This window comes from Nostoc sp. DedQUE04, assembly GCF_034530995.1.
In the GTDB taxonomy this organism is placed as follows: domain Bacteria; phylum Cyanobacteriota; class Cyanobacteriia; order Cyanobacteriales; family Nostocaceae; genus Nostoc.
Map to the genome: position 1 here is coordinate 158,178 of NZ_JAVRCA010000003.1, position 26,747 is coordinate 184,924.

At 44.4% G+C, this 26,747-nt stretch carries 21 protein-coding genes and 1 tRNA gene; 10 read left to right on the top strand and 12 right to left on the bottom strand.

The annotated features are described in order from the left end of the window. Positions 1-161 precede the first annotated feature (161 nt). The 3 genes from aspS to RM049_RS03315 all read right to left on the bottom strand — a co-directional run bounded on the left by aspS (position 162) and on the right by RM049_RS03315 (position 3,422). Positions 162-1,949, bottom strand: a complete 1,788-nt coding sequence (aspS, locus tag RM049_RS03305) for an aspartate--tRNA ligase (protein ID WP_322674742.1) — start codon at positions 1,947-1,949, stop codon at positions 162-164. A 406-nt stretch (positions 1,950-2,355) separates the two neighbouring features. Beyond that, positions 2,356-3,006 carry a hypothetical protein gene (locus RM049_RS03310; RefSeq protein ID WP_322703149.1) on the bottom strand — a complete coding sequence of 217 codons (651 nt, stop codon included), beginning with the start codon at positions 3,004-3,006 and terminating at the stop codon, positions 2,356-2,358. A 146-nt stretch (positions 3,007-3,152) separates the two neighbouring features. After that, a complete protein-coding gene (locus RM049_RS03315) occupies positions 3,153-3,422 on the bottom strand; it encodes a hypothetical protein (protein ID WP_322703150.1) in 270 nt (89 codons plus the stop codon). Between the two features lie 148 nt (positions 3,423-3,570). On the opposite strand from RM049_RS03315, the gene RM049_RS03320 reads away from it, so the two are divergent. Further along, the gene (locus RM049_RS03320) at positions 3,571-4,254 is read left to right on the top strand and encodes a response regulator transcription factor (protein WP_322684369.1); all 684 of its coding nucleotides are present in this window, start codon (positions 3,571-3,573) and stop codon (positions 4,252-4,254) included. Then, positions 4,251-5,765 carry a sensor histidine kinase gene (locus tag RM049_RS03325; RefSeq protein WP_322703151.1) on the top strand — a complete coding sequence of 505 codons (1,515 nt, stop codon included), beginning with the start codon at positions 4,251-4,253 and terminating at the stop codon, positions 5,763-5,765. The genes RM049_RS03320 and RM049_RS03325 overlap by 4 nt, the downstream gene beginning before the upstream one ends. A 278-nt stretch (positions 5,766-6,043) precedes the next feature. Here the strand turns inward: RM049_RS03325 and RM049_RS03330 are convergent, their stop codons facing one another. Together RM049_RS03330 and pyrE are read right to left on the bottom strand one after the other, a co-directional pair. Further along, positions 6,044-6,370, bottom strand: a complete 327-nt coding sequence (locus RM049_RS03330) for a hypothetical protein (RefSeq protein WP_322674737.1) — start codon at positions 6,368-6,370, stop codon at positions 6,044-6,046. Positions 6,371-6,386: 16 nt separating this feature from the next. Then, complete coding sequence (pyrE, locus tag RM049_RS03335; RefSeq protein WP_094347288.1) at positions 6,387-7,010, bottom strand: orotate phosphoribosyltransferase; 624 nt, start codon at positions 7,008-7,010, stop codon at positions 6,387-6,389. A 106-nt stretch (positions 7,011-7,116) separates the two neighbouring features. On the opposite strand from pyrE, the gene RM049_RS03340 reads away from it, so the two are divergent. After that, positions 7,117-7,551: a hypothetical protein gene (locus tag RM049_RS03340; RefSeq protein ID WP_322703152.1), complete on the top strand. Its 435-nt coding sequence runs from the start codon at positions 7,117-7,119 to the stop codon at positions 7,549-7,551. Between the two features lie 98 nt (positions 7,552-7,649). Here the strand turns inward: RM049_RS03340 and RM049_RS03345 are convergent. Further along, positions 7,650-7,722: transfer RNA gene (locus RM049_RS03345), tRNA-Ile, on the bottom strand. 295 nt (positions 7,723-8,017) lie between these two features. Here RM049_RS03345 and RM049_RS03350 point away from each other — a divergent pair. Further along, the gene (locus tag RM049_RS03350; RefSeq protein WP_322674734.1) at positions 8,018-8,719 is read left to right on the top strand and encodes a hypothetical protein; all 702 of its coding nucleotides are present in this window, start codon (positions 8,018-8,020) and stop codon (positions 8,717-8,719) included. Positions 8,720-8,807: 88 nt separating this feature from the next. Beyond that, a complete protein-coding gene (locus RM049_RS03355; protein ID WP_322703153.1) occupies positions 8,808-10,241 on the top strand; it encodes a hemolysin family protein in 1,434 nt (477 codons plus the stop codon). Positions 10,242-10,329: 88 nt separating this feature from the next. Here the strand turns inward: RM049_RS03355 and queC are convergent, their stop codons facing one another. Beyond that, positions 10,330-11,007 (bottom strand): 7-cyano-7-deazaguanine synthase QueC, encoded by a 678-nt coding sequence (gene queC / locus RM049_RS03360; protein ID WP_322703154.1) that lies wholly within the window; start codon positions 11,005-11,007, stop codon positions 10,330-10,332. A 338-nt stretch (positions 11,008-11,345) separates the two neighbouring features. Here queC and RM049_RS03365 point away from each other — a divergent pair, with 338 nt between their 5' ends. The 5 genes from RM049_RS03365 (at position 11,346) to RM049_RS03385 (ending at position 17,171) form a co-directional block, all read left to right on the top strand. Beyond that, the gene (locus RM049_RS03365) at positions 11,346-12,428 is read left to right on the top strand and encodes a Gfo/Idh/MocA family protein (protein ID WP_099102323.1); all 1,083 of its coding nucleotides are present in this window, start codon (positions 11,346-11,348) and stop codon (positions 12,426-12,428) included. Between the two features lie 465 nt (positions 12,429-12,893). Next, entirely contained in the window at positions 12,894-13,526 is a 633-nt protein-coding gene (locus tag RM049_RS03370; RefSeq protein ID WP_322673702.1) for a DedA family protein, read from the top strand. Positions 13,527-13,765: 239 nt separating this feature from the next. Beyond that, positions 13,766-14,929, top strand: coding sequence for a ParM/StbA family protein (locus tag RM049_RS03375; RefSeq protein WP_322673703.1), 1,164 nt, complete (start codon positions 13,766-13,768; stop codon positions 14,927-14,929). Positions 14,930-14,934: 5 nt separating this feature from the next. Further along, positions 14,935-15,414, top strand: a complete 480-nt coding sequence (locus RM049_RS03380) for a plasmid segregation centromere-binding protein ParR (protein ID WP_322673704.1) — start codon at positions 14,935-14,937, stop codon at positions 15,412-15,414. A gap of 749 nt (positions 15,415-16,163) precedes the next feature. Beyond that, positions 16,164-17,171: a chemotaxis protein CheB gene (locus RM049_RS03385; RefSeq protein WP_322673705.1), complete on the top strand. Its 1,008-nt coding sequence runs from the start codon at positions 16,164-16,166 to the stop codon at positions 17,169-17,171. A 3-nt stretch (positions 17,172-17,174) separates the two neighbouring features. Here the strand turns inward: RM049_RS03385 and RM049_RS03390 are convergent, their stop codons facing one another. From RM049_RS03390 to xseA, 5 genes are all read right to left on the bottom strand, one after another. Further along, entirely contained in the window at positions 17,175-21,317 is a 4,143-nt protein-coding gene (locus RM049_RS03390) for a PAS domain-containing protein (RefSeq protein WP_322703155.1), read from the bottom strand. Positions 21,318-22,264: 947 nt separating this feature from the next. Next, on the bottom strand, positions 22,265-22,744 hold the full coding sequence (locus RM049_RS03395; RefSeq protein ID WP_322703156.1) for a response regulator: 480 nt from the start codon (positions 22,742-22,744) through the stop codon (positions 22,265-22,267). Then, the gene (locus tag RM049_RS03400) at positions 22,741-24,999 is read right to left on the bottom strand and encodes an ATP-binding protein (protein ID WP_322703157.1); all 2,259 of its coding nucleotides are present in this window, start codon (positions 24,997-24,999) and stop codon (positions 22,741-22,743) included. The genes RM049_RS03395 and RM049_RS03400 overlap by 4 nt, the downstream gene beginning before the upstream one ends. A 253-nt stretch (positions 25,000-25,252) precedes the next feature. Further along, on the bottom strand, positions 25,253-25,480 hold the full coding sequence (gene xseB / locus RM049_RS03405; protein ID WP_099102361.1) for an exodeoxyribonuclease VII small subunit: 228 nt from the start codon (positions 25,478-25,480) through the stop codon (positions 25,253-25,255). Further along, positions 25,473-26,741: an exodeoxyribonuclease VII large subunit gene (xseA, locus tag RM049_RS03410; RefSeq protein ID WP_322703201.1), complete on the bottom strand. Its 1,269-nt coding sequence runs from the start codon at positions 26,739-26,741 to the stop codon at positions 25,473-25,475. The genes xseB and xseA overlap by 8 nt, the downstream gene beginning before the upstream one ends. Positions 26,742-26,747 lie beyond the last annotated feature (6 nt).

Genomic DNA, 26,747 nt, shown 5'->3' on the forward strand with positions numbered 1-26,747 from the left:
CCGTTGGATTATACAAGTAGTACTCCAACCCAAAGAGCGCAAAAGGTTTGTTTTGCTTCCAAAACACTGGGTGATAGAGCGCACCTTGGGTTGGCTTGTTTGGTATCGGCAACGAAACAAACGATATTGCTGTTTATGCCGCCTAATTGGATAAAGTCGAGTTAAGACTTTGGTTTATAAGTCGAAGCAACGTGTAATTCTTTCAACTGTTTAGCATCTACACTTGAAGGCGCATCTGTTAACAAACAACGTGCTTGTTGTGTCTTTGGAAAAGCAATGACATCCCGAATCGATTCTTCGCCAGCTAGCAACATTACTAAACGATCTAAACCGTAGGCGATGCCACCATGCGGCGGTGTACCATATTCAAATGCTTCTAAAAGAAAGCCAAATTTACTTTGTGCTTCTTCAGGAGATAACCCAATCGCTTCAAACACTTGCTGTTGAATTTCTCGCTGATAAATCCGCAGACTTCCGCCGCCAATTTCTACGCCGTTGAGTATTAAGTCGTAAGCTTGGGCGCGTGCAGTCTTTAAGTCGCTCAAATCATCAGGATGTGGTGCTGTAAACGGATGGTGTAATGCTTCTAGACGTTTTTCGTCAGCATTCCACTCGAACATTGGGAAATCTGTAATCCACAACAAGTTGATTTTTTCTGGATCGATTAGGTTAAATTCTCTAGCGATCGCTTGTCGTAATCTATCTAAAGTTTTATTAACTGTAGCAGCTTCCCCTGCCCCAAACAATAGCAAATGTCCAGCTTTTGCACCTGTACGGCGCAAAATTTCTTGTTTTTGTTCTTCGCTTAAGTTGTCTTTAATCGCGCCAATAGTATCAATTTCGCCATCATCTCTGACGCGGATATAAGCTAAACCTTTCGCACCGGCTTCGCTGGCTTCTTTAAATAAGTCGCCGCCTGGTTTAATGCGGACATTAGAAATTACATCGTTACCATTGGGAATGGGGAGGATTTTGACGATACCACCATTGGTAACAGTATCCCGAAAGACTTTGAAACCAGAGTCTTTGACGATATCTGAGACATCAACTAATTCCAAACCATAGCGTGTATCTGGTTTATCACTACCGTAGCGTTCCATCCCCTCAGCATAAGTGAGACGCGGGAAAGGGCGCTGTAACTCAATGCCTTTAACTGTTTTGTAGATATGGCAAACTAAATTCTCATTTAGTTCGATAATTTCTTCTTGGGACATGAAGCTCATTTCCATGTCCAACTGAGTGAATTCTGGTTGTCTATCAGCGCGTAAGTCTTCGTCACGAAAGCAACGGGCAATCTGATAATATCTATCTAAGCCGGATACCATCAGCAATTGTTTAAATAGCTGGGGTGATTGCGGCAAAGCATACCATTCACCAGGATTGACGCGACTGGGTAGAACATAATCCCGCGCTCCTTCTGGGGTAGAACGGGTAAGAATTGGGGTTTCGACTTCGATAAAACCTTCCAAATCTTCTAGATAACGACGCATGGCTTTGACAATTTGATGACGCAGTTGCAAATTTTGCGCCATACGTTCGCGTCGCAAATCCAAATAACGATATTTCAGCCGTAAGTCTTCTCGCACTGTTTCGGTGTCAGCTACAGAAACTTGGAAAGGTAACTGTTTGCGAACAGCATTGAGTAGTTCAATTTTATCGGCGTAGATTTCTACCTCGCCTGTGGGGATGCGGGTATTCAACGATTCTTCGGGACGTTGTGTTACCCTACCAGTGATTTCGACAACATATTCATTTCGCAGGGCGTTCGCATATTCGTAAGAATCTGGGGTGCGTTGCGGATCGCTGACGATTTGGACAGTTCCAGAGCGATCGCGTAAATCTAAAAATATCACACCACCATGATCGCGGCGACGGTCTACCCATCCGTAAAAGGTAACAGTTTCTCCAATATGTTCTTTTCGGAGTTCGCCGCAATAGTGAGTTCGCATAAGTCTTAGTTATTGTTTCCGGGCTAGATTGGCAAGAAAATGTCAAAGCCTTCCCATTATCTAGCATCAATAGTAATTGTAGTAGTTCTGGTGAAAGAAAAAATCAAATAATCTCACACTATATATACAGCATCTTTCATCTATTTGAACTACACCCAATACTTGTCGGGTTTTGGGGGAAAGGGACTCATGTTAACGTGAGTTCGACAAGCCCTTTTTTGACCTCTCCCCCAACCCCTCTTGGACACCCAGAGGGGAGCCAAAACCCTAATTTCTCGTTGCTCCTCCCTTTCCCCGTGGGAGAGGGAGGTTGTCCGGGAGAGGTTCATCGAACTCACGTCATGTTAAAGGGGAAAAAACCTTACCTGTTGTAGGGGCGCAAGACCTTACGCCCCTACTGCGTGGTCTATGGTTGATTAGGACGATTTTCTTGGGAAGAGGCTCCGCCATCGCCAGGAGGATGAGGTGGAACACCTAGTGCATCGATCAACTGTTGTTCAGTGACACCCAGCTTTGCTGCTGCGGCTTTAAAATCAGGTCTGGGTGGGCGTTGACTGCGATCGCCTGGATTTGGTGGATTGGCTGGAACTCCTAACGCCGCCTTTAATTGGGCTTCTGTAACTCCTAATTTGGTTGCTGCGGCTGCAAAATCAGGTCTGGGTGGGCGCTGATTGCGATCGCCTGGATTTGGCTCCTTGGCTGGAACTCCTAGCGCCGTCTTTAACTGGGTTTCTGTAACTCCTAATTTGGTTGCTGCGGCTTTAAAATCCGGTCTGGGTGGGCGTTGATTGCGATCGCCTGGATTTGGTGGATTGGCTGGAACTCCTAACGCCGCCTTTAATTGGGCTTCTGTAACTCCTAATTTGGTTGCTGCGGCTGCAAAATCAGGTCTGGGTGGACGCGGCTGTTCGTTTGATGGTTCGTTGGGCGGTTGTTGCGCCTGTGCAATTCGCTCGAATTGATTAGCAGCATTTGCTTGATTGAGTGAAAGAAAACCAAATGTGCCAACCAGAACAGGAATCGCTGTCGCTACTAATACTCTACGAATATTCATCATTAAATCTCCAAAAGTTTATATTTCTAATTAAGTCTTCTCAAAATAACAGTTTGCCCTGTTTCTAAATTACAGTTTTGTAATTTAGAAACAACAATACTCTGACGAGATCGCCGCTGAGGGCGAGGCAAAATGCAAGGGTGCATAAATTAACGGTTATTGCGTTCTACCCGGTTTTGAACTGCTTCTTGATTATGAGCTTGGGGACGTTGGGGAGTACGATTTTTCTGATGTGGACGGGGTTTAGAATGTCTTACTTGTGGTTTTTCATCAGAGATTTGCCGTTTGTTAGGGTGTTCTGAAATCTCGGCGTTCCGATGAGGTGGATTAGCGGCATTTGCCTGATTGTGTGCAACAAAACCGAATGTACCAATCAAAAAAGGAATTGCGGCTACAGCTAAGACTCGACGAATATTCATAAAAATCAACCTTCAAAAGCTACGGTGTTCATATTTCTAATTGAGCCACCTCAAAATTACAGCTTTCCTATTTTCTAAATTACAGTTTTGTAATTTGAATAAAAAATAATGAATTTAGAATAGAAGAATATATGAATTAATAAATGCTGTGAATGTTCTGTTTGTTGAAGATGAAGCGAAAATTGCTAACTTTGTCCGGGCTGGATTAAAGGAGCAGGGATTTGTTGTAGACTACTGCGATAACGGTGATGACGGATATCTGCGGGCGTTAGACAACGAATATGATGCGATAATACTCGACATTATGATGCCGGGAAAAGATGGACTATCAATTCTAAAACTATTACGGCGGCAAGGTCGGAATGCTCCGGTGATTTTGTTGACGGCTCGGAATGAACTAGACGATCGCTTGCAAGGGCTAAATTTGGGAGCGGATGACTATATCGCTAAACCGTTTTTTGTGGAAGAATTAGCAGCTAGAATTCATGCAGTTGTGCGCCGGAGTGTAAGCGATCGCCAAAATCTGCTTTGCGTTGGCCCGATCAAACTCGATCGCATCACTAGAGAAGTCACTTGCGATCGCCAGGTGATAGAGCTCACCAGCCGCGAGTTTAATCTTCTAGAATATCTCATGCGTTCTCCCGGACGGGTTTTTACTCGTACCCAAATTTTAGAACACGTTTGGGGCTACGATTTTAACCCCAACACCAACGTTGTGGATGTTTGTATCCAGCGAATTCGTAAAAAGATTGACCCCATCGATCAAGTAGTCTGGATTGAAAGCATTCGAGGGGTTGGATATCGATTTCGCAAGCCAGATTCTTCATCATGAAACTTCCTTCGTTTCGACTCCGCATTGCTTTGTTGTCTGCGGCTCTAGCTGGCAGCACATTAGTCGGATTTGGCGCGGTTTCCTGGTTTCAGATTTACAATGCTAAGATTAGCCGCCTGGATGCAGAACTATTAAATCACTTGATGCGGGCAACTCCGAACTTTCCTCCACCAGAGGAACCTCCCACTGGCGCAGCCTTTTCCAAAAGAGAAAACTCACGCGAGCGATCGCGATGGCAGTTTTACGAAGATTCCTTATCTTATGCTTTCGGAACCAATACAAAAACCCCCGTCGCCCTGGTGGTGCTGGACACAAATAACAATATACTTTATCAATCCAACTCCCTACCTACCGATCTTGAGGTGAATCGTCTGTTGCTGAAGCGTCTTGAGTTGGCACCTCTACCACCGTCGCCGAAGAGAGAACCACCACCTTTACCCTCCACTACCAATCCATCCTTCGAGCGACCACCACTGATTCGTCCACGCCCACCTCAATTTGTTACAGAGCAGACAACAACCGCAGTCTGGCGGATTGGGGCAACTAAATTACCTAATGCTCAGATTGCCATTGCCGTTAGCTTGCAAGCCGTAGATCGAGATATGGCTATCATTCGCAATATCTTCCTGGTTTCAATTCCGGGAGCGCTGCTGTTGGTTGCGGTGGGAGCATGGTTAGTTTCTGGCGGTGCTTTGCGTCCCATTCGGCAATTAACGGGCGTAATTCAACAGGTAACTGTCAAAGGGCTAGATCAGCGGATTCCTATTGGGACAACTGATGTTGAATTTGTCGAACTGATTCAAGTGTTTAACCTGATGTTGTCCCGCTTGGAACGGAGTTTTACCCAAGCTTCCCGCTTTAGTGGTGACGCGGCTCATGAACTGAAAACCCCACTGACTATTTTGCAAGGCGAACTAGAACGAACACTCCAACAGGTCGATCCTGGTAGTGAAGTACAACAGCGCTTAAGCAATTTGTTAGATGAGGTGCGCCGCCTGAGTGGAATTATGCGAAAACTCTTGCTGCTATCTCTGGCAGATGCCGGAAAAATGAGCTTGTATCTGGTTGAAGTGGATATGTCTGAGTTGCTGATGGAGATGCTAGAAGATGTGGAAATGCTAGCTCCCCATTTGACAGTGCAAACTGACTTTACTGATGGGTTGTGGGTAAAAGGCGATCGCGATCTTTTAATTCAAATTTTGCAAAACCTATTTAGCAATGCAATTAAATACAATCTCGCCAACGGCTGGATACAAATTCGCGCTCATCAAACTCCAACAACTCTTCACGTCACCATTGTCAATACATCAAAAGATATTCCACTCAGCGATCACGATCGCATTTTTGACCGATTTTATCGCGGCGATCCCTCACGTAACCGCAAGGTAGAAGGAATCGGACTAGGACTGAGCCTAGCCCGAGAAATTGCCAGGGCACATCGTGGCGACCTTACTCTTGATTTAACACTTTCTGGTCAAACAGCATTCACCCTCACCTTACCGATGAAGTAATCCCTCTTTTATTACTACAAGAAGCCGAAAAAAGTAATACCAATTTGAAAAAAGAATGCGACAAACACACCATTTGTAGAGACGCGATTCATGAGCCAGCGCGTTGCGGGGGTTCCCACGGCAGTCGCTCATGGGGGGAACCCCCAAGACCGCGCTGCCTCCCCGTTGTAGCGACTGGCGTCGCGTCTTTACCCAAGAATGTGTTGCAATCATTAATTGAATCGGTATAAGTACAATACCACCATCGAAAGAGCGATCGTGCAAGCTCATTGCATTGATTAATTCAAAGCATCAGCGATCTTAAGACCAAGGTGCTGCAATGCTTTTTCTTTGACAAATTCAGCTGCACTACGAGCCGATTCCGCCAAAATAGTATCAGTGTTTGGAGTCAACTTCAGCGCTCCTCCCAGATATCCCAAAGCTTTGCAATAATCATCAGTCAAGTTAGTAGATGCCAGTCTCTTTACAGTTTGATAATCGCCACTCTGAAAAGCTGTTAACGCTTTGTGGTGTAAATCATTTTCTGGCTTTCCTAGTACTTCAAGAATTGCGCTCACAGCTTTATCAACTTTTTCTTGTGTTAGTGTGGATACTGTTGCTTGCATATTTATCTCCTTTAGTTCATGAATTTGCAAGTTGTCGATAGCGTTCTTGAACTTCCTGAATCGAAAACAAAGTTTCAAACTTCAACCCCGCTGACTGGTACAACTCACCTCCCCCTTGTTGTCGATCTACCAGTGAAATTACTTGATTTACGGTATAACCTGCATCTTTAAGACGCTCAACCGCTTTTAGAGCAGATTGCCCAGTTGTGACTACATCTTCCAAAACTACTACTTTTGCGCCCTCTGGTAAACTGGGGCCTTCTATATAAGCTCTTGTCCCATAACCCTTGGCTTCCTTGCGAATAATCAGCGCTGGGATTGGGCGGTTTTCATAAACAGAAACTATACTCACTGCTGTCACAATTGGATCGGCTCCCATTGTTAAACCACCTACAGCCTGTGTATCTACAGGTAATAAAGGAAATAGTAATCGTCCGACTGCTAAAGCACCTTGAGGATGGAGTGTTACCTGTGTCTTATTGACGTAATAAGAACTACGCAGCCCAGAAGATAAGAGAAAATCACCCTCTTGATAAGCAAGTTGGCAAAATAAATCTAGTAACTTGTGGCGTAAAGTGGTCAAATCCGAAGTGGTTGCCCAAATATCTGAGTGGGTAAGAGTTTCAGTAGGATACGTCATTACAAAACATTAAAAGTTGTGCTACACCAAAGGTTGAACTCATCAGAGTTCTGAACTTCAGCATAAATTAAGATTCGCCCAAAGCAAAAGTTGAGGAGTCAAAAACGTGCGTATAAAATTTAAAACCTTTGGTGGTTTATTGGTGCTGCTTGCTGCTGGTGTCGCTTTTCCCTCTATTGCATCTGCCCAAACGGCAACACCCAATTCTGAAACTATGAATGATGTATTTGAACGAGCTTATTTTCGTCACGATCGCAATTTCTACGAAAATAGTAGCAGCCTCAAGCGTCAGCTAGACTCATTTTTCGGATCTGGTTCTGGTTTCGGTGGTTCCTTCCCAGAAAATGAAATTGCCCGCGACGCCAATTTGGTTAATACTTTATATCATGATGCCCTGACTCAGCAAGTTGGCAACGATCCTTATATTCGTACTCCTGATTTACCAAATCCTTATGACACATCGTTGCTCGTGTCTCCTCGCTATAGCAACAAACTCAAAGTAGGAACAGAATTCAGGTTTGAAACATTACCATCTCGGTAAGATTGGGGAGTGGGGAGTGGGAAAATGCAGGTACAAGGAGAATAAACCATGCCCAATGCCCCATGCCCCATGCCCCATGCCCATTTTTTATGATTCAGTGCGCCCTGCTGGAATCGAACCAGCCTGAAGACGAATTATGAGTTCGTTGCCTCCCCAATCGGCCAAAGGCGCTTGTTTTTTGGTGTGTGGGTTGCTACGAGAAAATTACTTCAACTCTTAGGTCAACCTTATTTACTAATTTTAGAGCGAGCAAAATACTTCACGCACTGAGTTTAGCCAATTCAATGAATATAGCACAAATTTACCACGTGTGAATACTGGACAATAGTTTATTAGATTTTTATACTACATAATTTGATCATAGATATAGTGCAAACTAATATTGATTAAGTTCCTTTAAGGATTGAGGTCAAAAGCTTCACTATTCTTAAATAGACCAGCATTCTATTGTGATAGCTTGTCAGCGATGAAAATAAATTCTACTGTACTTCTTACTTTGATTTTGTTAATTCTGATGATGGGAGCAGGTTCTGTGAGCGCGTTATTGGGCTTTGAACTGGGGAGTTCAGCACTTAAAGGCGTGACTACACCAGATGGGCGTCCTACAACTAAATTTGCCAGCAATAAGGCAAATAGCTCTCAACAGGGAGGGCTAGTGCTATTAAAAGAGGAAGAAATTCTGAAAATAGTCAAGGCGCGAATTGAGGGTAAAACTAAAGCCGCTAAATCGGAAAAGCCCGAAGAAGATGATGAAGAAACCAACAGCAGCAAGCAGAAGCCAGAGGAAAAACCCCCAGAAGTAGTTGAAGAAAAGCCCCTACCAGGTTTTCCGGTTACTGCCCAAAGTCAGGGTGTAACAATGACTGTACAATCTGCTCGCTACTCTGGTGGTGATTTACTACTGAAAGTGAAAATGCAGAACAAAGGTAAGGATTCTGTGCGCTTCTTGTATAGTTTTTTAGATGTTACTGATGACAAAGGACGAACCCTGAGTGCAAGTACAGAGGGTTTACCAACAGAATTGCCTGTAAATGGGCCAGCATTTTCAGGTACAGTAAGCATTCCTACAGCTTTACTTGATGATGTCAAGAAAATATCACTTGCTCTCACTGATTATCCCGCTCAACAATTGAAGCTAGAGGCATCGAATATTCCTGTAGAAAGGTAGAAAGGTAGAAAGGGCATTGGGCATTGGGCATTGGGCATTGGGCATTGGTGATTATATTTTATTTTTTACTATTCCCTATTCCCCCTAAATGGAGGGCGTGAGTTTTACACGAGCTTTGGCGGTGAGTGGTTTTCCTAATTTAAGTTTGATAGAAGTGGCGCTGCGGTTGTTATCAGTGTTACTACTGATTGCCATAAATGCCTTTTTTGTAACGGCGGAGTTTTCGATGGTGAGCGTGCGGCGATCGCGTATTCACCAGCTAGTTAAGGCTGGGGATATTCCAGCGATCGCTGTAGAAATGTTACAACGCAGTATTGACCGACTGCTATCTACCACCCAGTTAGGCATTACCCTCTCTAGTTTGGCACTGGGATGGATTGGTGAAAGTACGATTGTTGTGCTGGTGAAGGCCTGGTTGAGATCCTGGCCTTTACCCAGTGGGATGACTACCTTCCTCGCCCATTCCCTATCAATTCCTATCGCCTTTTTCTTAATTGCCTATTTGCAAATTGTGATCGGAGAACTATGTCCCAAATCCTTAGCCATGCTGTACTCAGAACAGCTAGCGAGGTTTTTGGGGCCTCCAGTAAAAGCGATCGTGCGTTTTTTTGGCCCCTTCATCTGGATTCTTAACCAATCAACTCGTTTTTTATTACGGATTTTTGGCATCCAATACACAGGCCAAGGCTGGCGACCGCCTGTAACTCCCGAAGAATTGCAACTGATCATCTCTACAGAATGGGGGTCTACTGGTTTACAGCGTGCAGAGCGAGAATTGCTCAATAATGTCTTTGAGTTTGGGGATGTCATGGCGCAAGATGTCATGATCCCGCGCACCAGTATTATCACACTGCCAAAAGATGCTAGCTTCCAGACATTACTCAGGGAAATGGCTTCTACTGGTTACTCTCGCTATCCGGTGATTGGTGAATCTTTAGACGATGTTCGCGGTATTGTTTATTTTAAAGATTTGGCACAACCTTTGGCAGTCGGAAACCTCAGTTTAGAGACACAGATCCAACCTTGGATGCGTCCCGCCCGGTTTGTTCCAGAACACACGCCCTTGAGTGAACTTTTGCCCATGATGCAGCAAGAGAAACCCGCTATGGTGATGGTAGTGAATGAATTTGGCTCTACTGTGGGACTAGTGACAATCAAAGATGTGATTGCCGAAATTATTGGCGATCCCAGCGAACCTGAGAGCAATGACGACTTGCTGATTCAGATGTTAGATGAGCATAAATTTTTAGTGCAAGCACAAATCAACCTTGAAGACCTCAATGAAGTTTTGCATCTCAATTTGCCCCTGACCAGAGAATACCAAACACTAGGGGGCTTTTTGCTGTATGAGTTACAGAAAATTCCGGCCAAAGGCGAAATCTTTTGTTATCAAAATCTTGAATTCACTGTGATCTCAATTGTTGGCCCACGCCTGCATCAAATTCAGCTACGACGGTTAGAGGAAGAGGGGCAGAGGGACAGGGGAGCAGGGGAGCAGGGGAGCAGAGGGGCAGGGGAGTAAGAATTTTAGATTTTAGAATTTGGATTTTAGATTGAAATTTAATCCAAAATTGTCAATCCAAAATCTAAAATTGAATTGTCCAATGCCTCTACTGTCCATACGCCACTGGATCGACAAGTCCCAATTCGGCAAAAGCTGCTAGCCGTAAGCGACAAGAATCACACACACCACAGGCAACATCTCCACCTGTATAGCAAGACCAAGTTAATTCCCAAGGAACTCCCAATTGATTCCCCAGTTGGATGATTTCGGTTTTTTTCAGGTTGATTAGGGGTGCAACAATCTTAATTGGTTGTCCCTCACGCCCTTGTTTGGTTCCCAGGCGAAAAACTTCCTGCATTGCTTGGATATAGTCGGGGCGACAATCAGGATATCCTGAGTAATCGAGGGCATTAACGCCGATATAGACGCGCTCTGCGGCGATCGCTTCGGCATAACTAAGAGCAAAGCTTAAGAAGATGGTATTACGAGCCGGAACATAAGTGACAGGAATATTTTGAGACATTTCATCTAGCGATCGCTCCTGGGGTAAATCAATGGCATTATCAGTAAGGGCCGAACCGCCCCATTGTCGTAAGTCAAAGTTAACTACCTGATGTTTCGCGATCGCAGCTTTTTGAGCGACACTAAAGGCTGACTGTAACTCTCGTCGATGTCGCTGCTGGTAATCAAAGGAAATAGCATGACATTCACAGCCATCAGCTTGAGCTTTGTACAGAATTGTGGAAGAGTCCAATCCCCCAGATAACAAAATTACAGCTTTCATCTCGGTTGCAAATTTTGGATTTCAAATCACTCCATCAAACCTTAACAAGACGCCAGAAAGCGATGCCAAGGAGAATTTATACTTAAGTTGTACTGAAAGGTTTAAAGTTAATAAAAATACATATATTTTTGGAGAAAGGGCAAAATCCAAAGCAAACTCGAAATATCTATACAAAAGATATTTAGATTACGGGAACCGATCGCAAACTTTGAAATTCTTCATAAACATAGGCTCTATGTTACCATCTGGATGGTTTTAGACGGATCGTAACCGGCTTTCGAGTATAAACGCCAACGGCCGTAGCGTCTCTAAATTTGGTGGTTGAGGAGAGAATAATAGTGCAAAATAGCATGTCAGTGGCAGAACCGAATCCATATACACAGCGCAACCAGCCACGACCAATCCGCATAGGCGTGATTGGAGTGGGTAACATGGGACAACACCACGCTCGCGTGCTGAGTTCAATGAAAGATGTTGAACTAGTCGGAGTGGCAGATATTAACGTCGAGCGAGGATTAGAAACTGCCAGCAAGTACAAGGTGCGTTTTTTTGAAGATTATTGCGATCTGCTACCCCTTGTGGAAGCAGTTTGTGTAGCTGTTCCCACCCGTCTGCACTATGCCGTGGGCATCAACTGTCTGTTAGCGGGAATTCATGTTTTGATTGAAAAACCGATCGCAGCCAGTATTTCTGAGGCAGAGTCTTTAGTAAATGCCGCAGCTGAGTCTGGATGTATCCTGCAAGTAGGTCATATTGAGCGTTTTAACCCAGCTTTTAAAGAACTGAGCCAAGTTCTAAAAACAGAGGAATTGCTGGCGCTAGAAGCCCACAGAATGAGTCCTTACTCAGATCGGGCAAACGATGTTTCAGTTGTGCTGGATTTAATGATCCATGACATCGACCTACTTTTGGAATTAGCTGCTTCCCCAGTCACGAAATTGACTGCTAGTGGTACTCGCTCCCTAGACTCTGGTTATTTAGATTACGTAACCGCCACCTTGGGGTTTGCCAATGGTATTGTTGCTACTCTGACTGCTAGTAAAGTCACTCACCGCAAAATTCGCCGAATTGTCGCCCATTGCAAAAATTCATTTACTGAGGCAGATTTTCTCAAGAATGAAATTTTGATTCACCGACAAACGGCTGCCAATTCTCTCACCGACCACCGACAAGTACTTTACAGGCAAGACGGTGTAATTGAAAAAGTCTACACCAGCAATATTCAACCCCTAAGTGCAGAATTGGAACATTTTGTCAACTGCGTACACGGTGGCAATCAACCTTCAGTAGGTGGCGAACAAGCTCTTAAAGCCTTGAGACTTGCAAGTTTAATTGAGCAGATGGCGCTGGAAGATCGAGTTTGGAATCCCTTAGACTGGCAATCGGAACCAAGGGTACAATCTTTAACCCCCACAGTCTAGAAGAATAGGAGACAAGGGGGACAAGGGGGACAAGGTGAAATTTTCTCCCTTCTCTCCCGGTGCTACCCCACAGTCTCAACTTCCGCAGAAAACCTAGAATATGTTTTTAAATTTGCCATCAAATCTTTAGATCCTTCCTAGTCCCTTTAAAAAAGCAGGCTAAGGGGGATCTAAAAAATTAGAAAACAAAACCTAGTAGTTCGTTTGATTAATTTTGTGAGGTTTGTAGTGAGCGATAAATCGTTCAATCTCAAAGGTAGAGCTACTTACGAACTTTTATAACTCTCAACATTAATGAAACAGACACCTAGCTTCTACTTGTCTGACTCTGTTTTTCAGTTGTGATGGCAATTTTTAGTGCAGCCAAATTCCCTTGACTGTAGCAAGCGAGAATAATTACCCTTTAAAAAAGCTAAAGCTGAATTTAGCAACAAGACTAGTCCAGCAATTTCAGGAATTAACTCAATGCTTGAATGGATAACTAATACTATCAACTATTTTGGCTATTGGGGAATCGCCTTACTAATGTTTTTAGAGAACCTTTTTCCCCCCATTCCTTCAGAATTGATTATGCCACTAGCTGGATTTACAGCAAGTCCATATCAACCAGGAGAGGCAAAGCTGAATATTATTGGTGTATTTTTCGCAGGACTTTTGGGTTCTGTATTGGGCGCACTTATTTGGTACTATCCGGGTAAGTTTTTGGGTGAAATCCGTTTGAAAGCTTGGGCTGACAAGTATGGCAAATGGCTGGCTATATCCAGTAAAGATATTACCAAAGCCAAAGAGTGGTTTGACCGACAAGGTAGAACAGCAGTATTAATTGGTCGTCTTGTGCCAGGAATCCGCACCTTAATTTCTGTTCCCGCAGGTATTAGCAATATGCCTTTGCTACCATTTTTGGTTTACACAACATTAGGTAGCGCTGCTTGGGTGGGTTTGTTAACATACTCAGGATACATATTGGGTAGTCAGTATGAACTTGTGGACAAGTACCTTGCTCCTGTATCTAAAATCGTGCTTGGCGGTTTGGTTCTAGCATTTGTTTTCTGGATATTCAAGCGCCAGTTAAGACGCACTAGACGCACTAGAAGATGAAACACGGACGCTTTTGGTTTGAAAGCAGTGAAAGCAGGGGTTACATCTGGCCAAAATTCGCCTACACTATGCCAAATAATACTAGATGTGCGTTGGCAGAGCTTACCAGAGGTATCGCCGGAATTAATTTTTGGCGTATTTCTAGCTACACTTGACGCAACCTAGAATTTCTGGTTGCTCGCATTTTTGTAAGATGAGCATGACAACTTTTTACAGTTAAGTTTGAACTAGGAGCTTTCATGACAGACCAACCTTCCGCCGCTACCCCTATCAATGCTGCTGCTATACCCATGAATAGGCAGCCGTTAGCATCTACTCCTATCAATGCTGTTAATAATAATCCTCCCACTAGCAAGCCAGCCGGTGGTTCTGGGAAAACCATTCTCAGTGTTGATTTAGGCAGAACTTCCACAAAAACTTGTGTGAGTCGCGAACCAGGCAGTGTGGTGTTCGTACCTGCCAACGTCAAGCAGATGTCAATCGAACAAGTACGCGGTGGTGTTTTTGAAGCCAGAGCTACTGACCCCTTAATGGATTTGTGGCTGGAGTATCAAGGAAATGGATATGCTGTTGGTCAACTGGCAGCCGATTTTGGGGCGAATTTAGGAGTTGGACAATCTAAGGTAGAAGCTGCACTGGTAAAAGTTTTAGCAAGTGCTGGCTACTTCAAACTCAGAGACGATATCTCAGTTGTACTTGGTCTGCCTTTTCTTTCCTTAGAGCAATTTGAAAAAGAAAAAGCACAATTGATTAGCCAAGTAGGTGGCCCTCACGTGTTGAACTTCCGAGGCGAATCTGTGTCGCTGAACGTCAGTAAGGTATGGGTCATGCCAGAAGGCTACGGTAGCCTGTTATGGTCTGAAGCTCAACCCAAGAAAAACCCTGGTAGTCCCGATTTTACAAAAATATCGGTGGCGATCGTCGATATTGGTCATCAAACCGTCGATCTTTTGATGGTAGATAACTTCCGTTTTGCCAGAGGTGCTTCTAAGAGCGAAGACTTCGGGATGAATAAGTTTTATGAATTGGTGTCCGCCGAAATCGAGGGAGCAGATAGTCAATCTCTAGCACTGATTTCCGCTGTCAACAAACCTAGAGGTGAACGCTTTTACCGTCCTAAAGGCGCTAGCAAGCCCACCAACCTAGATGATTTTCTTCCCAACCTCACAGAGATGTTTTCGCGCGAAATCTGTAGCCGTGTGCTAGCCTGGTTGCCAGAACGCGTCACCGATGTGATTCTTACTGGCGGCGGTGGTGAGTTCTTCTGGGACGACGTTCAACGTCTGCTCAAAGAAGCAAAGATTAATGCTCATTTAGCAGCACCTTCCCGTCAGGCGAATGCTTTGGGGCAGTATATTTATGGAGAGGCACAATTATCCTCCAATCGCGCTGCTAGGGCATAAAGCTGATGTTCCAATGGTCAAAAAAGGTAGTTAAATCCGTCACGTTCAACCCAGAGCTTGCTGATGAAAGCTTGTTAGCGCAAGTAGAAAGTTATTTGGAAAAACAACCAGACAAGACTTTCAGCGATCTCTGTAAAGAAGCCTTGTGGCAATCTTTATGTGTACCGGAAACTGTACAACCTGCTCCACAAACGGCAGTAAATACACCGATCGATCAACAAATCGGTGAACTGCAACGTCAAGTGGCTGGACTTGAGGAACGTTTTTTTGCCAAGGGATCTAATCGTTTGGAGGCGATGGAACATCATCTACTGCAACTTTCTCAACAAGTTGCACAACTGGCGCTCATCGTCAACGATCGCTCGTTCATTCCGTCTCCAACTCAATTAGAAGTAGTAAATAATACTTCTTATACTGTTGCTACCCCTCCTCAAGAGGTTGACCCCGTAATCAGTCGCCTTAGTCAGTTTCTCGATGATTTTTAAGGAAAAATCAGGTTTGTGAGCAGTTTTTGCTCATGTTAACAATCCTTAATAGTTAATACTATTAAGGATTATTAATGTTTATATTTTTTTAGAAATGCGATCGCGTTTATTTAAGCTGATGTTTCACGGTATCTGGAAAACCTCTCTCTAAATCTCTCCCCTAAAAGGAGAGAGACTTTGAATTTTCAACCCTTAGAGCATCGGGAAGGGGGTTAGAGGGTTAGGTTTTTCGTGCGCTTTTCCACATAATGTGAAAAGTCAGCTATTCAAGTTATACAATTTAAAATCACCAATCTCCCCACTAGACAACTAGCCAAAGCCCAAATAATCAAAGCATTTCTGAGTACTCAGTTAGCGCTCTTTTATTATTCTGAAAAAATCAAATATTTATAGGTTGGTTTAACTTTGTTCAACTAAAAAAATCAAGGATTCTTAACTCGACTTTATCCATTTTTATGAAACCCAAAACCTGATACTGAAACCATTGAGGGACGATAGTTTTAGTTTTTGGACTTGACCGGAAATCAGTGACATGGAAAAAGTATTTGCCAAAAAGCCAGGGTTTTTGCCGGATAAGGAAAGCCGAGTTCTTAATTTTGGATAAAGTCGAGCTAAAATCCTATTCCTCAAAAAAGAATATAATCCTCTCAAAGCTAGGTGAGCAAATTCTTTGGCTGCGTTAATGTTAAGACTGGCGGTATATGTGCTTTTGTTGCCCACGCTGCTATACTAGTCAAATTGTTACATTAATGCTTGAACAGAATATTATCGTCGTTGGAACATCAGCAGGTGGAGTTGAGGCGCTGACTTATCTAGTCAAGCATTTGCCGCCCGATCTCAATGCTGCTGTAATTATAGTCCTTCATGTATCCAGTCACAGCAAGAGTTTTCTGCCAGAAATATTAAGTCGTGCTGGCAACTTGCCAGTGTCTCACGCTCAGGACGGCGAAGCTATTGTTCGTGGTTCGATTTATGTCGCTTTGCCTGACTACCATTTACTGGTAGAAAAAGGATATTTGCGTTTGACGCGGGGTGCAAAAGAAAACCGTTGTCGTCCTGCTATCGATCCATTGTTTCGCAGTGCAGCGCGAACTTATGGGCAGCGAGTGATTGCTGTGCTACTAACAGGTCTGCTTGACGACGGCACGGCAGGACTAATGGCTGTAAAAATGCGGCGCGGTGTGGCAATTGTCCAAAATCCTGACGATGCTTTGTATCCTGATATGCCACGTAATGCGATCGAGAACGTAGAGGATATTGACCATATTCTGCCACTTTCAGATATTCCTTCTACTTTAGTAGCTCTAGTTAATACACCAATGAAAGTACAACCGGAAAACCCAGTACCTAGCGAGATAGAGTTTGAAACTGAAATAGTGCAATTGAATTTGGAAGCAGTAGAAAACGAAAGCAATCGACCTGGTAAACCATCAACCTTTGGCTGTCCTGACTGCGGCGGTATCCTCTGGGAACTCGAAGAGGGAAATTTGTTGCGCTTCCGCTGCCGCACGGGTCATGCTTATTCAGCAGAAACTTTGCTGGCCACGCAGTATGATAAGGTGGAAGATGCACTATGGATCGCTTTGAGGGCATTGGAAGAGAAAGCTTCTTTATCACATCGTATGGCTTCAAGGATGGAGGTTCGCAATCAAACCTTGGCGGCACGATTCAAAGAGGAGGCACTCTCTGCCAAGGAGTCTTCCGCCATTATTCGAGAAGTACTTTTAAAGGTCAATCCAAACACAGGTGTTGATTGAAGGTTAAACCGAATCATTTTGAGAAATGGGATGGTTTTGTTTACTGCGTGCAAGTACTACCACAGCTTGAACTAACTCTTCTGGATCGAGGGGCTTGGTAACGTGCAGTTGATAGCCACTGCCGATCACTAGTTGATAGTCTTCAACTCTAGCATAAGCAGTCAAAGCGATCGCGGGAATCTTTCCCCCTTTTTCGGGAGTTAAAGCGCGGATTTGTTGAATCAGAGAATAGCCATCGACTTCGGGCATTCCAATATCACTGACTAAAACATCGGGTTGAAAGGATTCTAAGTTTGCTAAAACCTCTGTCGCAGAGGCAACAGTCAGGACTTGCGCGCCGTATTCAGCAAGCAATACTGTTATTAGCTCACGAGCATCGGCGTCATCATCAACTGTAAGGATTTTAATTCCCGTGAGTCCGAGTGCGGGTTGTGGCAACTCATCTGTCTGCTTGATTTCCGGTTCCACATTCAGCAGTGGCAACTGGACTGTAAAGGTGGCTCCCAAGCCAACACCTGGACTATCAGCCGTGATGGTGCCGCCGTGCGCCTCAACCAACTGCCGGACGATCGCTAATCCCAATCCCAACCCGCCATACTTGCGAGTAATTGAGACATCTTCTTGACGGAATGATTCAAAAATATACGGGAGAAAATCTGGGTTAATGCCTTTACCAGTGTCACTAACGATAATCTGTACCCGATCGTCAACTCGCTCTAATCTGGTTTCTACCCGTCCGCCTTTGGGAGTAAACTTGATCGCGTTGGAAAGTAAATTCCAAACGATTTGTTGAAGGCGGTTGGAATCTCCAGAGACTTGCCCAATATTCGGCAGTACTGAATGCAACACAATTGATTTGGAAAGGGCTGCTGTATTTACTGTGTCGAGCGCAGATTCAATTACAAATGCCAAATTTACAGGAGCCGCATCGATGCTGAGTTTGCCCCGGAGAATCTTGGCTACATCGAGCAAGTCATCAATCAGTTGAGTTTGTAGTTTGGCGTTGCGTTCGATGGTAGCTAAAGCTTCAGCCGTTTTCGTTTCACTAAATTTGCGGGTTTGCAGCAGTTTTGTCCAGCCGAGAATCGGGTTGAGAGGCGATCGCAATTCATGGGAGAGAATCGCCAGAAACTCATCTTTGATCCGATTAGCGCGTTCGGCTTCGGCTCTGGCTGCTTGTTCTAGTTGAAATAGGCGATCGCGTTCGATTTCAGCTTGTTTGCGAGCAGTGATATCCCGGACGTTGCCTACCATCCGTACCGCATTGCCCGCAACATCATAGAAAACCTGACCTCTAGCCGCTAACCAGCGAATGCCATCAGGATGTATAATGCGGAAATCATCTTCATAGTGTTCTTGCTGTTGGTGGATGGTGTGAGTCACCGCTTCATCGGCTGAGGTGCGATCGTCTGGGTGCAGGCGACTTAACCACAGTTCATAGGTGATTTCCTTTGTGCTTGGGTCAAGCCCATACAGATTGATATACTCTTCAGATACATGAGCTCTGTTGCGAATAATGTCCCAGTCCCATAATCCCGATTGCGTAGCTTTGTACGCCAATTTCAACCGGGCTTCGCTCTCCTGCAACAGGAGTTCTATCTTTTTGCGATCGGTAATGTCTCGTGAAATCAACAAGATTCGTTCCAGCTGCCCAGAGCCATCCAAGATCGGGCTAACGACTACTTCCCACCATTTCGGAGTGCCTTTTGCAGTTGGGCAGTATCCGCGAAAAATGCTGACTTCGCCTGTTTTAGCGGCAGCAAGTGCATCCTCTGCCTGTTGCCGAGAACTACCTTCCCAGAAACAGAGCCATTCAGTATTCAGATAGGAATTTAAGTTATCAATTTCCATTAAACACAGTCCACCTGTATTCATGTACAGCAGCCGCCCGTCGAGGCTTAATACCTTGATGCAGTCAGTACTGCTGTCTAAAATGCGGTTCTTAAATTCTTCACTCTTTCGCAAAGCAAGCTCTGCCTGTTTGCGATCTGTGACATCATGATGGATGCCTGCCATTCGCAGGGGATTGCCCTGTCGATCGCGCAAAACCACTTTTCCGTGGTTGGCAATCCATTTCCACTCCCCAGACTTGGTTAACATCCGATATTCAAATTTGTAAGACACCGAATCGTCTTGAAGATGGGCATTCAACCGTTCCATCACCCAAACTTTATCGTCAGGATGAATTAGTTGCTGCCAACTGCTAAAGTCATCCGGTAACTCTCCTTTTTCATATCCGAGCATTTCCAGCCATCTGGAACTTAAATAATCTTCATTAGTAATAATGTTCCAATCCCATAGACCGCCACCAGAACCTTCCAGTGCCATTTGCAGGCGTTCTTCACTGTTTCGCAAAGCTTGCTCTGCCTGTTTGCGATCGCTGATGTCTTCGGCAATCCCGGCAAACCGATAAATCTCTCCTGTTTCATCTCGCAGGGGAAAGCAGCGATCGTGAACCCAGCGAATATTACCATTGGGTAAAATAATCCGATATTCCTGATCAAATTTCCCGGCGACAGCCTTTTCATGAAACGCTCTGTCTGTAGATTCTCGATCCTCTGGATGGATGCGATCGATCCATATTTGTTGTCCTTGATACAATTCTTGTGGGTTTAATCCCCACAGTCGTTTATATGCAGGACTAACATAGCTGATTCGATTTTCCGACACTTCTTTGATCCAGAACACCGCATCAATATTTTCTGCAAGCTGCCGAAAACGTTCCTCACTCTCGCGCAGAGTTTCGGCTGACTGTTTGCGTTCGGTGATATCTAAATCGATACCGGCCATCTGAATTGGTTGCCCCTGTTGGTCGTAGAGCACCTTACCCTGGCTTAATGCCCAGCGAATTTTACCGTTGGGATACACTACCCGAAATTCAATGTCATAGTCTTCTCCGGTGGCGACAGCAAGCTCGACGGCTGTCAGCACGCGATCGCGATCTTGAGGGTGGACTCGCGCAGCAAACATCTCGAATGAACCGTCAAATTCTGCTGGTTCTAGTCCAAACAAGGCTTCCAGGTTATCCGACCAGGAAATTTTTCCCGTTTGGATGTTCCAGTTCCACGTTCCCATCCGCGAAGCTGATAGTGCTAATCGCAGCTGTTCTTCACTCTCCCGTAATTCTGCTTCTACCCGTCTGCGCTCGGTCAGTTCATTTTGTGCCTGCTGATAGAGTTCCGCTTGGCGAATTGCAATGCCAACTTGAATCGCCAGTTCTTTGAGCAAGTCGATCTCTAAGGGTTGCCACTTTCGAGGAATTGCACAGTTATGAGCAATTAGCAACCCCCAAAAGTGGTCATCGTAAATAATCGGCACGACCAGATTAGCTTTCACTTGAAACTGAGCCAACAATTCAACGTGGCAGGGATCGATACTGCTATGCTGAATATCAAATATTGCCGTTACGTAACCCTGACGATAGCGTTGGATATAATTCTCGACAAAGACGGTATCGTAGCTGACAGTTTCCAATGGATTCCATGCAAGGTAGTTCTTTGCGAGGCAGGGATCGTACATAGTAGAGTCAAGCAGCGATCGCCACTTTTCCCCAACCGATTCTGCTACTACTGTCCCATTACCATCAGGTTTTAACTGAAAAACCAAGACGCGATCGGTGTGCAGAAATTCTCGCACTTCGGCTACAGTTGTCTGAAGAATTTCATCCAGATTTAGCGATTGGTGAATTTTTTGGGTAATATGTGAGACTACGCGCTCTCGTTCAATCCGCTGTTGTAGTTGGGTGCGTAGCTGCACTGTTTCAATTGCCCCATTGACCGCTATTTGCAGCCCTTCTGGGGTAATTTGCTCTTTGACAAGATAATCTTGTGCGCCCGCTTTGATCGCCTTAACTGCGATCGCCTCATTGCCCTGTCCAGTGACGACAATCACGGGTAGGCAAGGCTGTTGGCTCGACGAGGGTTGCAATTGTGCCAGAAATTCCAGTCCGTCTAGGTCGGGCAATCGATAATCAAGCAATACTACATCGGGCTGATGTTGCTGCCAAAGTTCTAGCCCCTGTTGTCCCAGCGTTGCTTCTAGGATAGTGTAAGAATATTCGCGATCGCGCAGTAAATACCGCCGATAGAGTTCTCGATCTTCTGGGGAATCATCGACAATTAAGAGAGCGCGCTGTTGCTGAGACATTGTGAATTAATTAATCAAGTAGATGTTAACCCACATTCAGCAGGTTGGCATAGAAAATTGACATTTTTCAAGAAATGTTATAACCCTCATGATGCCCGGATTTTAGCATATTTGATAGATTTATTGGTTCGCTTTTTACATCTGCTTTGCGTTAACTTATTCGAGCAATTTAATGTATAATTTTATTCTTAACGTACTTATAAAATTTATATCACTTTTGCCAGAGAATAATCTATAAATATTCATTCAATAATACCAATTTTCTATGAAGATTGTAATAGCTAATCCTAAATCATGTGACACAGATAAAATCGCTGTACAGCTTATAATTAGAAATTTTGAATCTCCTAATATTCTCGCATTTCAATTCGGTTGCTATATCTGATTCATTAGGGACTTGCAAATAAAAAAATGCCCCAAAACTGACGAAAAAACCCTCTCTATTTCTCCTTTGTCTGTGTTCTCTGTGTCTGGAGTGGTAGCCTGCGGCAAGCCTCTTCTCTACGTTCGCGCAGCGTGTCGCAGACAGACGCTTTGCGTAGCTTGCTTCTCTGTAGGAGTATGCGTGTACGTTTATTTGAATAATCTATTTCTTAGAAGTCCGTTAGTTATTATTGTCGGACTGCATCTATATAAAAATCTTAAAACCCTCTTTCTCTCGTTGCCTAAGCTTTGCAGTCTGAATAATAAATTTTTTATTCAGCATAATATTAGACCAATGGCAGGACATATATAAACTGAATGCGATCGCCATTATCACAATTGCAAATATACTCAATAAGTAATATATATAGGAATCCGGTTTGATTCCTAAATTTACTTGCGTGGGTAGGGAATAGGGAATAGGGAATAGGGAACAAGAAATAAGGCATAGATTTGTACTGAGTCTTGTTCAAAAATCAAATAGGAGTTCTATATAAGATATAAGACAATGCAATATCTCTGACTCATAAATAATCCTTGGGATAATCAGGCAGCGTCGTCACTTCAAACCAATATTCCACAAGCATCTGAATATCTCTTTTCAGTTGAGCAAAATTGATTGGTTTAACGATGTAGCTGTTGACACCATATTGATAACATACTTCAATATCTTTGGGATTATTAGAGGTAGTAAACACCACCACTGGAATCATCTTCAAGTTATCATCATGTTTAATCCGGCGTAACACTTCTCGTCCATCGGTTCCGGGTAGGTTCAAGTCAAGCATAATCAAGCCGGGTCGGGGCGCACTTTTGCGCTCCACATAGCTACCTGTGCGATAAAGAAACGCCAAGGCTTGTTCTCCATTCACACACCTCTGAATAGCGATCGCAATGGTAGAACGCCCTAGAAATCTTTGCAGTGTCTCAAAGTCTTCATTGCTATCCTCGACAATTAAAAGTAGTGGTTTTTCCGGGATCGGGGAGGCTGAAATTTGAGTCATGTATTTGCCTCCGCCGACAGGGTAAAGTAAAAGGTACTACCAAGAGTTGGGGTAGATTCCACCCAAATTCTACCACCATGACGTTCCACAATTTTCCGGGCAATGGTTAACCCTACGCCAGTCCCACCGCCAAAGTCATCCCGTCCATGTAAGCGGCGGAAGATTTGAAAGATTTTGTCGAGATGTTCTTGGGGGATGCCAATACCGTTATCACGAACGTAGAAAGTTACAGAATTAGAAGCAACTTTGCTTTCCCCATTGCCTTCAATAAAACCTATTTCGACCCATTTCTCAGGTTTATCATTGTACTTAATAGCATTGCTAATCAGGTTGCTGAATAGTTCATTAATCTGAGCGCGATCGCCTTGAACGCTCTTCAGGGGTTGAGGAATGCGAAACTCAACTTCGCTCTGCGGTCGGGAAATGGTCAAAATGGCGATTACCTGAGGCACTAACTCATGCAGATTCACTGATTGCCTGACCAGTTCGGCGCGTCCCAACCGCGAGAAATGGAGGAGAGAATTGATCAGGTCTTCCATTCGCTGCGTCAGCCGCACCAAAGTTTGCAGTTTGGCAATTCCATCATTATCTAGTACATCTGCATAATCTTCCATTAAGAAGTTAGCGTAGTTGTGAATGCCCCGCAGTGGTTCTTTGAGGTCATGGGAAGCAACGTAGGCAAAAGAATCAAGTTCTTCGTTACTCCGTTGTAACTCAAAATTCATCGATGCCAGTTTGTCTGCCTGCCGTAACACAACGCCCACAATCAGGCTTCGCAGTTCAGTAACCACCTCAATTTCACAGGGCTTCCAGGGTAGGGCAGATCCTTGCACCGTTTCTTGCCATAATTCAAAGGATTTGCGAGGAGACATTCTTAAACTGCCATCTGAGAAAACTTCCACAGGCTTGTTGGGGTTGCCGCCCCAATTCACCGTTTGAATAACCTCTGGACGAAACCAGAGAATATAATTGTGGTGAACTTTAGAAATTTCCAGAGCTAACACGCTACTAGCGATCGCTTTAAAGAAGGAGGCAGCAGGGTAATTTTTCGTCAGCGATCGCGTCTCAAACAAGTTATGATGCAGTTGAGGTTTAATCCAATCAAGTAAGGCGTGAACCTCTGACTGCGATGGCGTTTTACCCACTTGAATATACTGGTCGCCATTACATATCACCGCTCCTGTGGCGCTGACCAGATTGAGTAATTGAGACTTCATTTGCACCATGCCATCCAGGAAATACTCAGCCTGAGACAAGCCTTCGACAAATTGAGTTTGTAATAACTTTAATTGACTTTTGTAATCAATATCTTCACTTGCTTCTTTATTTGCCAGTTCCACAGACATCACCTGTCCAATGAACTCGCAGATGGTGCGGATATTGTAAGCAATATATTTGGGTGACGAATGGTGACAGGCAATCAATCCCCAAAGCTTTTGCTCGTGCATCAGAGAAATAGACATAGAGGCAGTCACGCCCATATTTTGCAGGTACTCTAGATGAATCGGAGAAACACTCCGCAATATAGATAAACTGAGATCGAGCGGTTGATTTGTCAAGGGATTGTTCGCTGGAATTAAGGTGACAGGCTGGTAGCTAGCATCTGGAATTAGCCGCAGCCAGTTCAAGGTGTATAGCTGTCGGGCTTGCTTGGGAATGTCAGAGGACGGATAGTGTAAATCCAAATAGGGCGTTTCCTGATTGGTGTCTTCAGCAATGACCCTACCTGCTCCTTCGCGATCGAATCGATAGACCATAACGCGATCGAAACCAGTGATTCGCCGAATTTCTGTCACCACAATCTGGCACATTTCTAGCAACGTTGGTGCTTTCTGAATGCGGGTAATGGTTCCTCTTACCTGTTGATAAAAGTCAAAAAAGCCTATTTTTTCCTTCGCTTTTTTCGGCTCCAATTCTAGAATAATAATAGTATCTAAACGATGGACAATGCCATCAAAATGAATTGATTTCTTTTGATGTTTGATGATTATATTTAGGGGATTAACGCTCTCAAAATCCTCTGCCAGACATTGTTGAATTAGTTTAATCTGCTTGACATTGAGTAAATCTGATAGCGACTTGCCCAGCAATTCATCAGGTTGACGACCAATAACTTGCTGAGTATTACTGCTCACCTGAACGATTTCCAGCGTGGGATCTTGCAAAACCAGTAAAACCCCGTGAGGCTGGATCAAACTGGGAATGTGGATCGGTTCGCGATCGCAGTTTGTCAAATCAATGATTTCATCAGTCATTCTCTGTTTATCCAACTCCTCATTAGAATTCTGGCTTCAAGGAGGCAGAAACTCTTTATATCTCAATACGGTTCAGTTAAGGGCTAGTGGCAACAATTTTTGGTTTTCGAGACGCGATAAATCGCCGTCTCTACAAGTGTTTTGGGCTTATCTGAACTGTATTGCTTTATATTTGAGATTTTGAGTCCTGACTTAAAAAGCAAACTTCTATATTCACACTACTAGCCTAGACTCAAACTGGAGTCTCCGGCATCTACTCTTGGCTTAATGTTTCAATCAACAAATCTACCTGCTGTTGTCGCTGCTGCAAAAAACCTTCGCACTGACGCAAATACTCCACAGCAGTTGCAAATTGGTCAAACACAGCTTCCAATTCCAACTCACCCGCCTCAATGCGAGTAATAATTCCCTCTATTTCAGCAACCTTCGCCTCATAATTCCAACCTTCCTCAGAACTAGAAGCACCCTTACGTTTAACCATTAATCTCTCTGCGTCCTCTGCGCCTCTGCGGTTCGTTCACTTCCATAACCTTCACTTTAACCTCACCTTGCCCCAATTGAATCATTAACTCTTGCCCCACAGCCAACTCTGCTGCCGAACGAGCGATCGCTCCATCTTCCCTTCTCACCACCGCATAACCACGCTGCAACACCGCTTTCGGGTCAAGACTAGCCAATTTCTGCCGCAACAATTCTAAATGCTGCGTTGCTTGCTGCGATCGCCCCGTGGTAATTTGCACCAAATGCTGACGCTTCCAAGCAAGCTTTTCCACTTCCTGCTGCACTTGCCGATCTAACCGCAAACGTCGCAAACGGTTCCGCAATACTTGCAGTTTATTCTCAGCATTTTCCCTAAAGTCATGCACTGCCTCATGTAAAGCGACAACTCGCTGGCGATGCTCAGTATACAACTCTGAAAGTGCTGGTACAACCATTTCTGCTGCCGCAGTCGGTGTATGCACACATACATCTGCGACTAAATCTGCTAAAGATTCATCTCGTTGATGGCCGATCCCAGTAATTACAGGAATAGAACAACTAGCAAGCGATCGCACCACTCGTTCATCATTAAAGCAAGCTAATTCTTCCACCGCGCCACCACCCCGCGACAAAATTAGCACTTCGGCGCGTCCATCTCTTTCCACCCGCTCAATTGCTTTGACAATAGATTCTGGTGCTTGCTCGCCTTGTACGGTCGCGGGAGAAAATAAAACGTGTAAACCTGGATACCTTTGCTTCAAGGTTTTTTGAATATCGCCCCAAGCAGCAGCCGTTGGTGAAGTGACAACAGCGATCGTTTGGGGATGAATGGGGAGCGATCGCTTTCTTTGCGCGTCGAATAATCCCTCAGCCAGCAAGCGATTTTTGAGTTGTTGATAGCGTAACGCCTGTAAACCAACACCAGCAGGTAGAGTCTGCCAAACTGATAACTGATACTCTCCCCGTTGCGGATAGACGCGAATGCTGCCCAAAATGATTATCTGTTCGCCAGGAACAGGCATTTGGGCGAGTTTTGGCAATTGGGTATTCCATACTACACACTTAATTCCGGCGGTGCGATCGGGATCTTGCAGCGTAAAAAACAACCCACTGCGATGGTTGTTAGCACTGGAAACTTCGCCAGTTACCCAAACTTGCCGCAATTGTTTATCTTGCTCTAACAGCAAACGGATATAGTCAGTTAATCCAGAAACTGAAAGCGCTGTATCAAGAATCAGAGAGTCGGGAAGGTCGAGAGTCATCAAAGA

Coding starts and splice junctions, on each gene's coding strand:
- aspS (WP_322674742.1), bottom strand. CDS start 1,949: ATGCGAACTCACTATTGCGGCGAACTCCGAAAAGAACATATTGGAGAA.
- RM049_RS03310 (WP_322703149.1), bottom strand. CDS start 3,006: ATGATGAATATTCGTAGAGTATTAGTAGCGACAGCGATTCCTGTTCTG.
- RM049_RS03315 (WP_322703150.1), bottom strand. CDS start 3,422: ATGAATATTCGTCGAGTCTTAGCTGTAGCCGCAATTCCTTTTTTGATT.
- RM049_RS03325 (WP_322703151.1), top strand. CDS start 4,251: ATGAAACTTCCTTCGTTTCGACTCCGCATTGCTTTGTTGTCTGCGGCT.
- RM049_RS03330 (WP_322674737.1), bottom strand. CDS start 6,370: ATGCAAGCAACAGTATCCACACTAACACAAGAAAAAGTTGATAAAGCT.
- pyrE (WP_094347288.1), bottom strand. CDS start 7,010: ATGACGTATCCTACTGAAACTCTTACCCACTCAGATATTTGGGCAACC.
- RM049_RS03350 (WP_322674734.1), top strand. CDS start 8,018: ATGAAAATAAATTCTACTGTACTTCTTACTTTGATTTTGTTAATTCTG.
- RM049_RS03355 (WP_322703153.1), top strand. CDS start 8,808: ATGGAGGGCGTGAGTTTTACACGAGCTTTGGCGGTGAGTGGTTTTCCT.
- queC (WP_322703154.1), bottom strand. CDS start 11,007: ATGAAAGCTGTAATTTTGTTATCTGGGGGATTGGACTCTTCCACAATT.
- RM049_RS03370 (WP_322673702.1), top strand. CDS start 12,894: ATGCTTGAATGGATAACTAATACTATCAACTATTTTGGCTATTGGGGA.
- RM049_RS03375 (WP_322673703.1), top strand. CDS start 13,766: ATGACAGACCAACCTTCCGCCGCTACCCCTATCAATGCTGCTGCTATA.
- RM049_RS03380 (WP_322673704.1), top strand. CDS start 14,935: ATGTTCCAATGGTCAAAAAAGGTAGTTAAATCCGTCACGTTCAACCCA.
- RM049_RS03385 (WP_322673705.1), top strand. CDS start 16,164: ATGCTTGAACAGAATATTATCGTCGTTGGAACATCAGCAGGTGGAGTT.
- RM049_RS03390 (WP_322703155.1), bottom strand. CDS start 21,317: ATGTCTCAGCAACAGCGCGCTCTCTTAATTGTCGATGATTCCCCAGAA.
- RM049_RS03395 (WP_322703156.1), bottom strand. CDS start 22,744: ATGACTCAAATTTCAGCCTCCCCGATCCCGGAAAAACCACTACTTTTA.
- RM049_RS03400 (WP_322703157.1), bottom strand. CDS start 24,999: ATGACTGATGAAATCATTGATTTGACAAACTGCGATCGCGAACCGATC.
- xseB (WP_099102361.1), bottom strand. CDS start 25,480: ATGGTTAAACGTAAGGGTGCTTCTAGTTCTGAGGAAGGTTGGAATTAT.
- xseA (WP_322703201.1), bottom strand. CDS start 26,741: ATGACTCTCGACCTTCCCGACTCTCTGATTCTTGATACAGCGCTTTCA.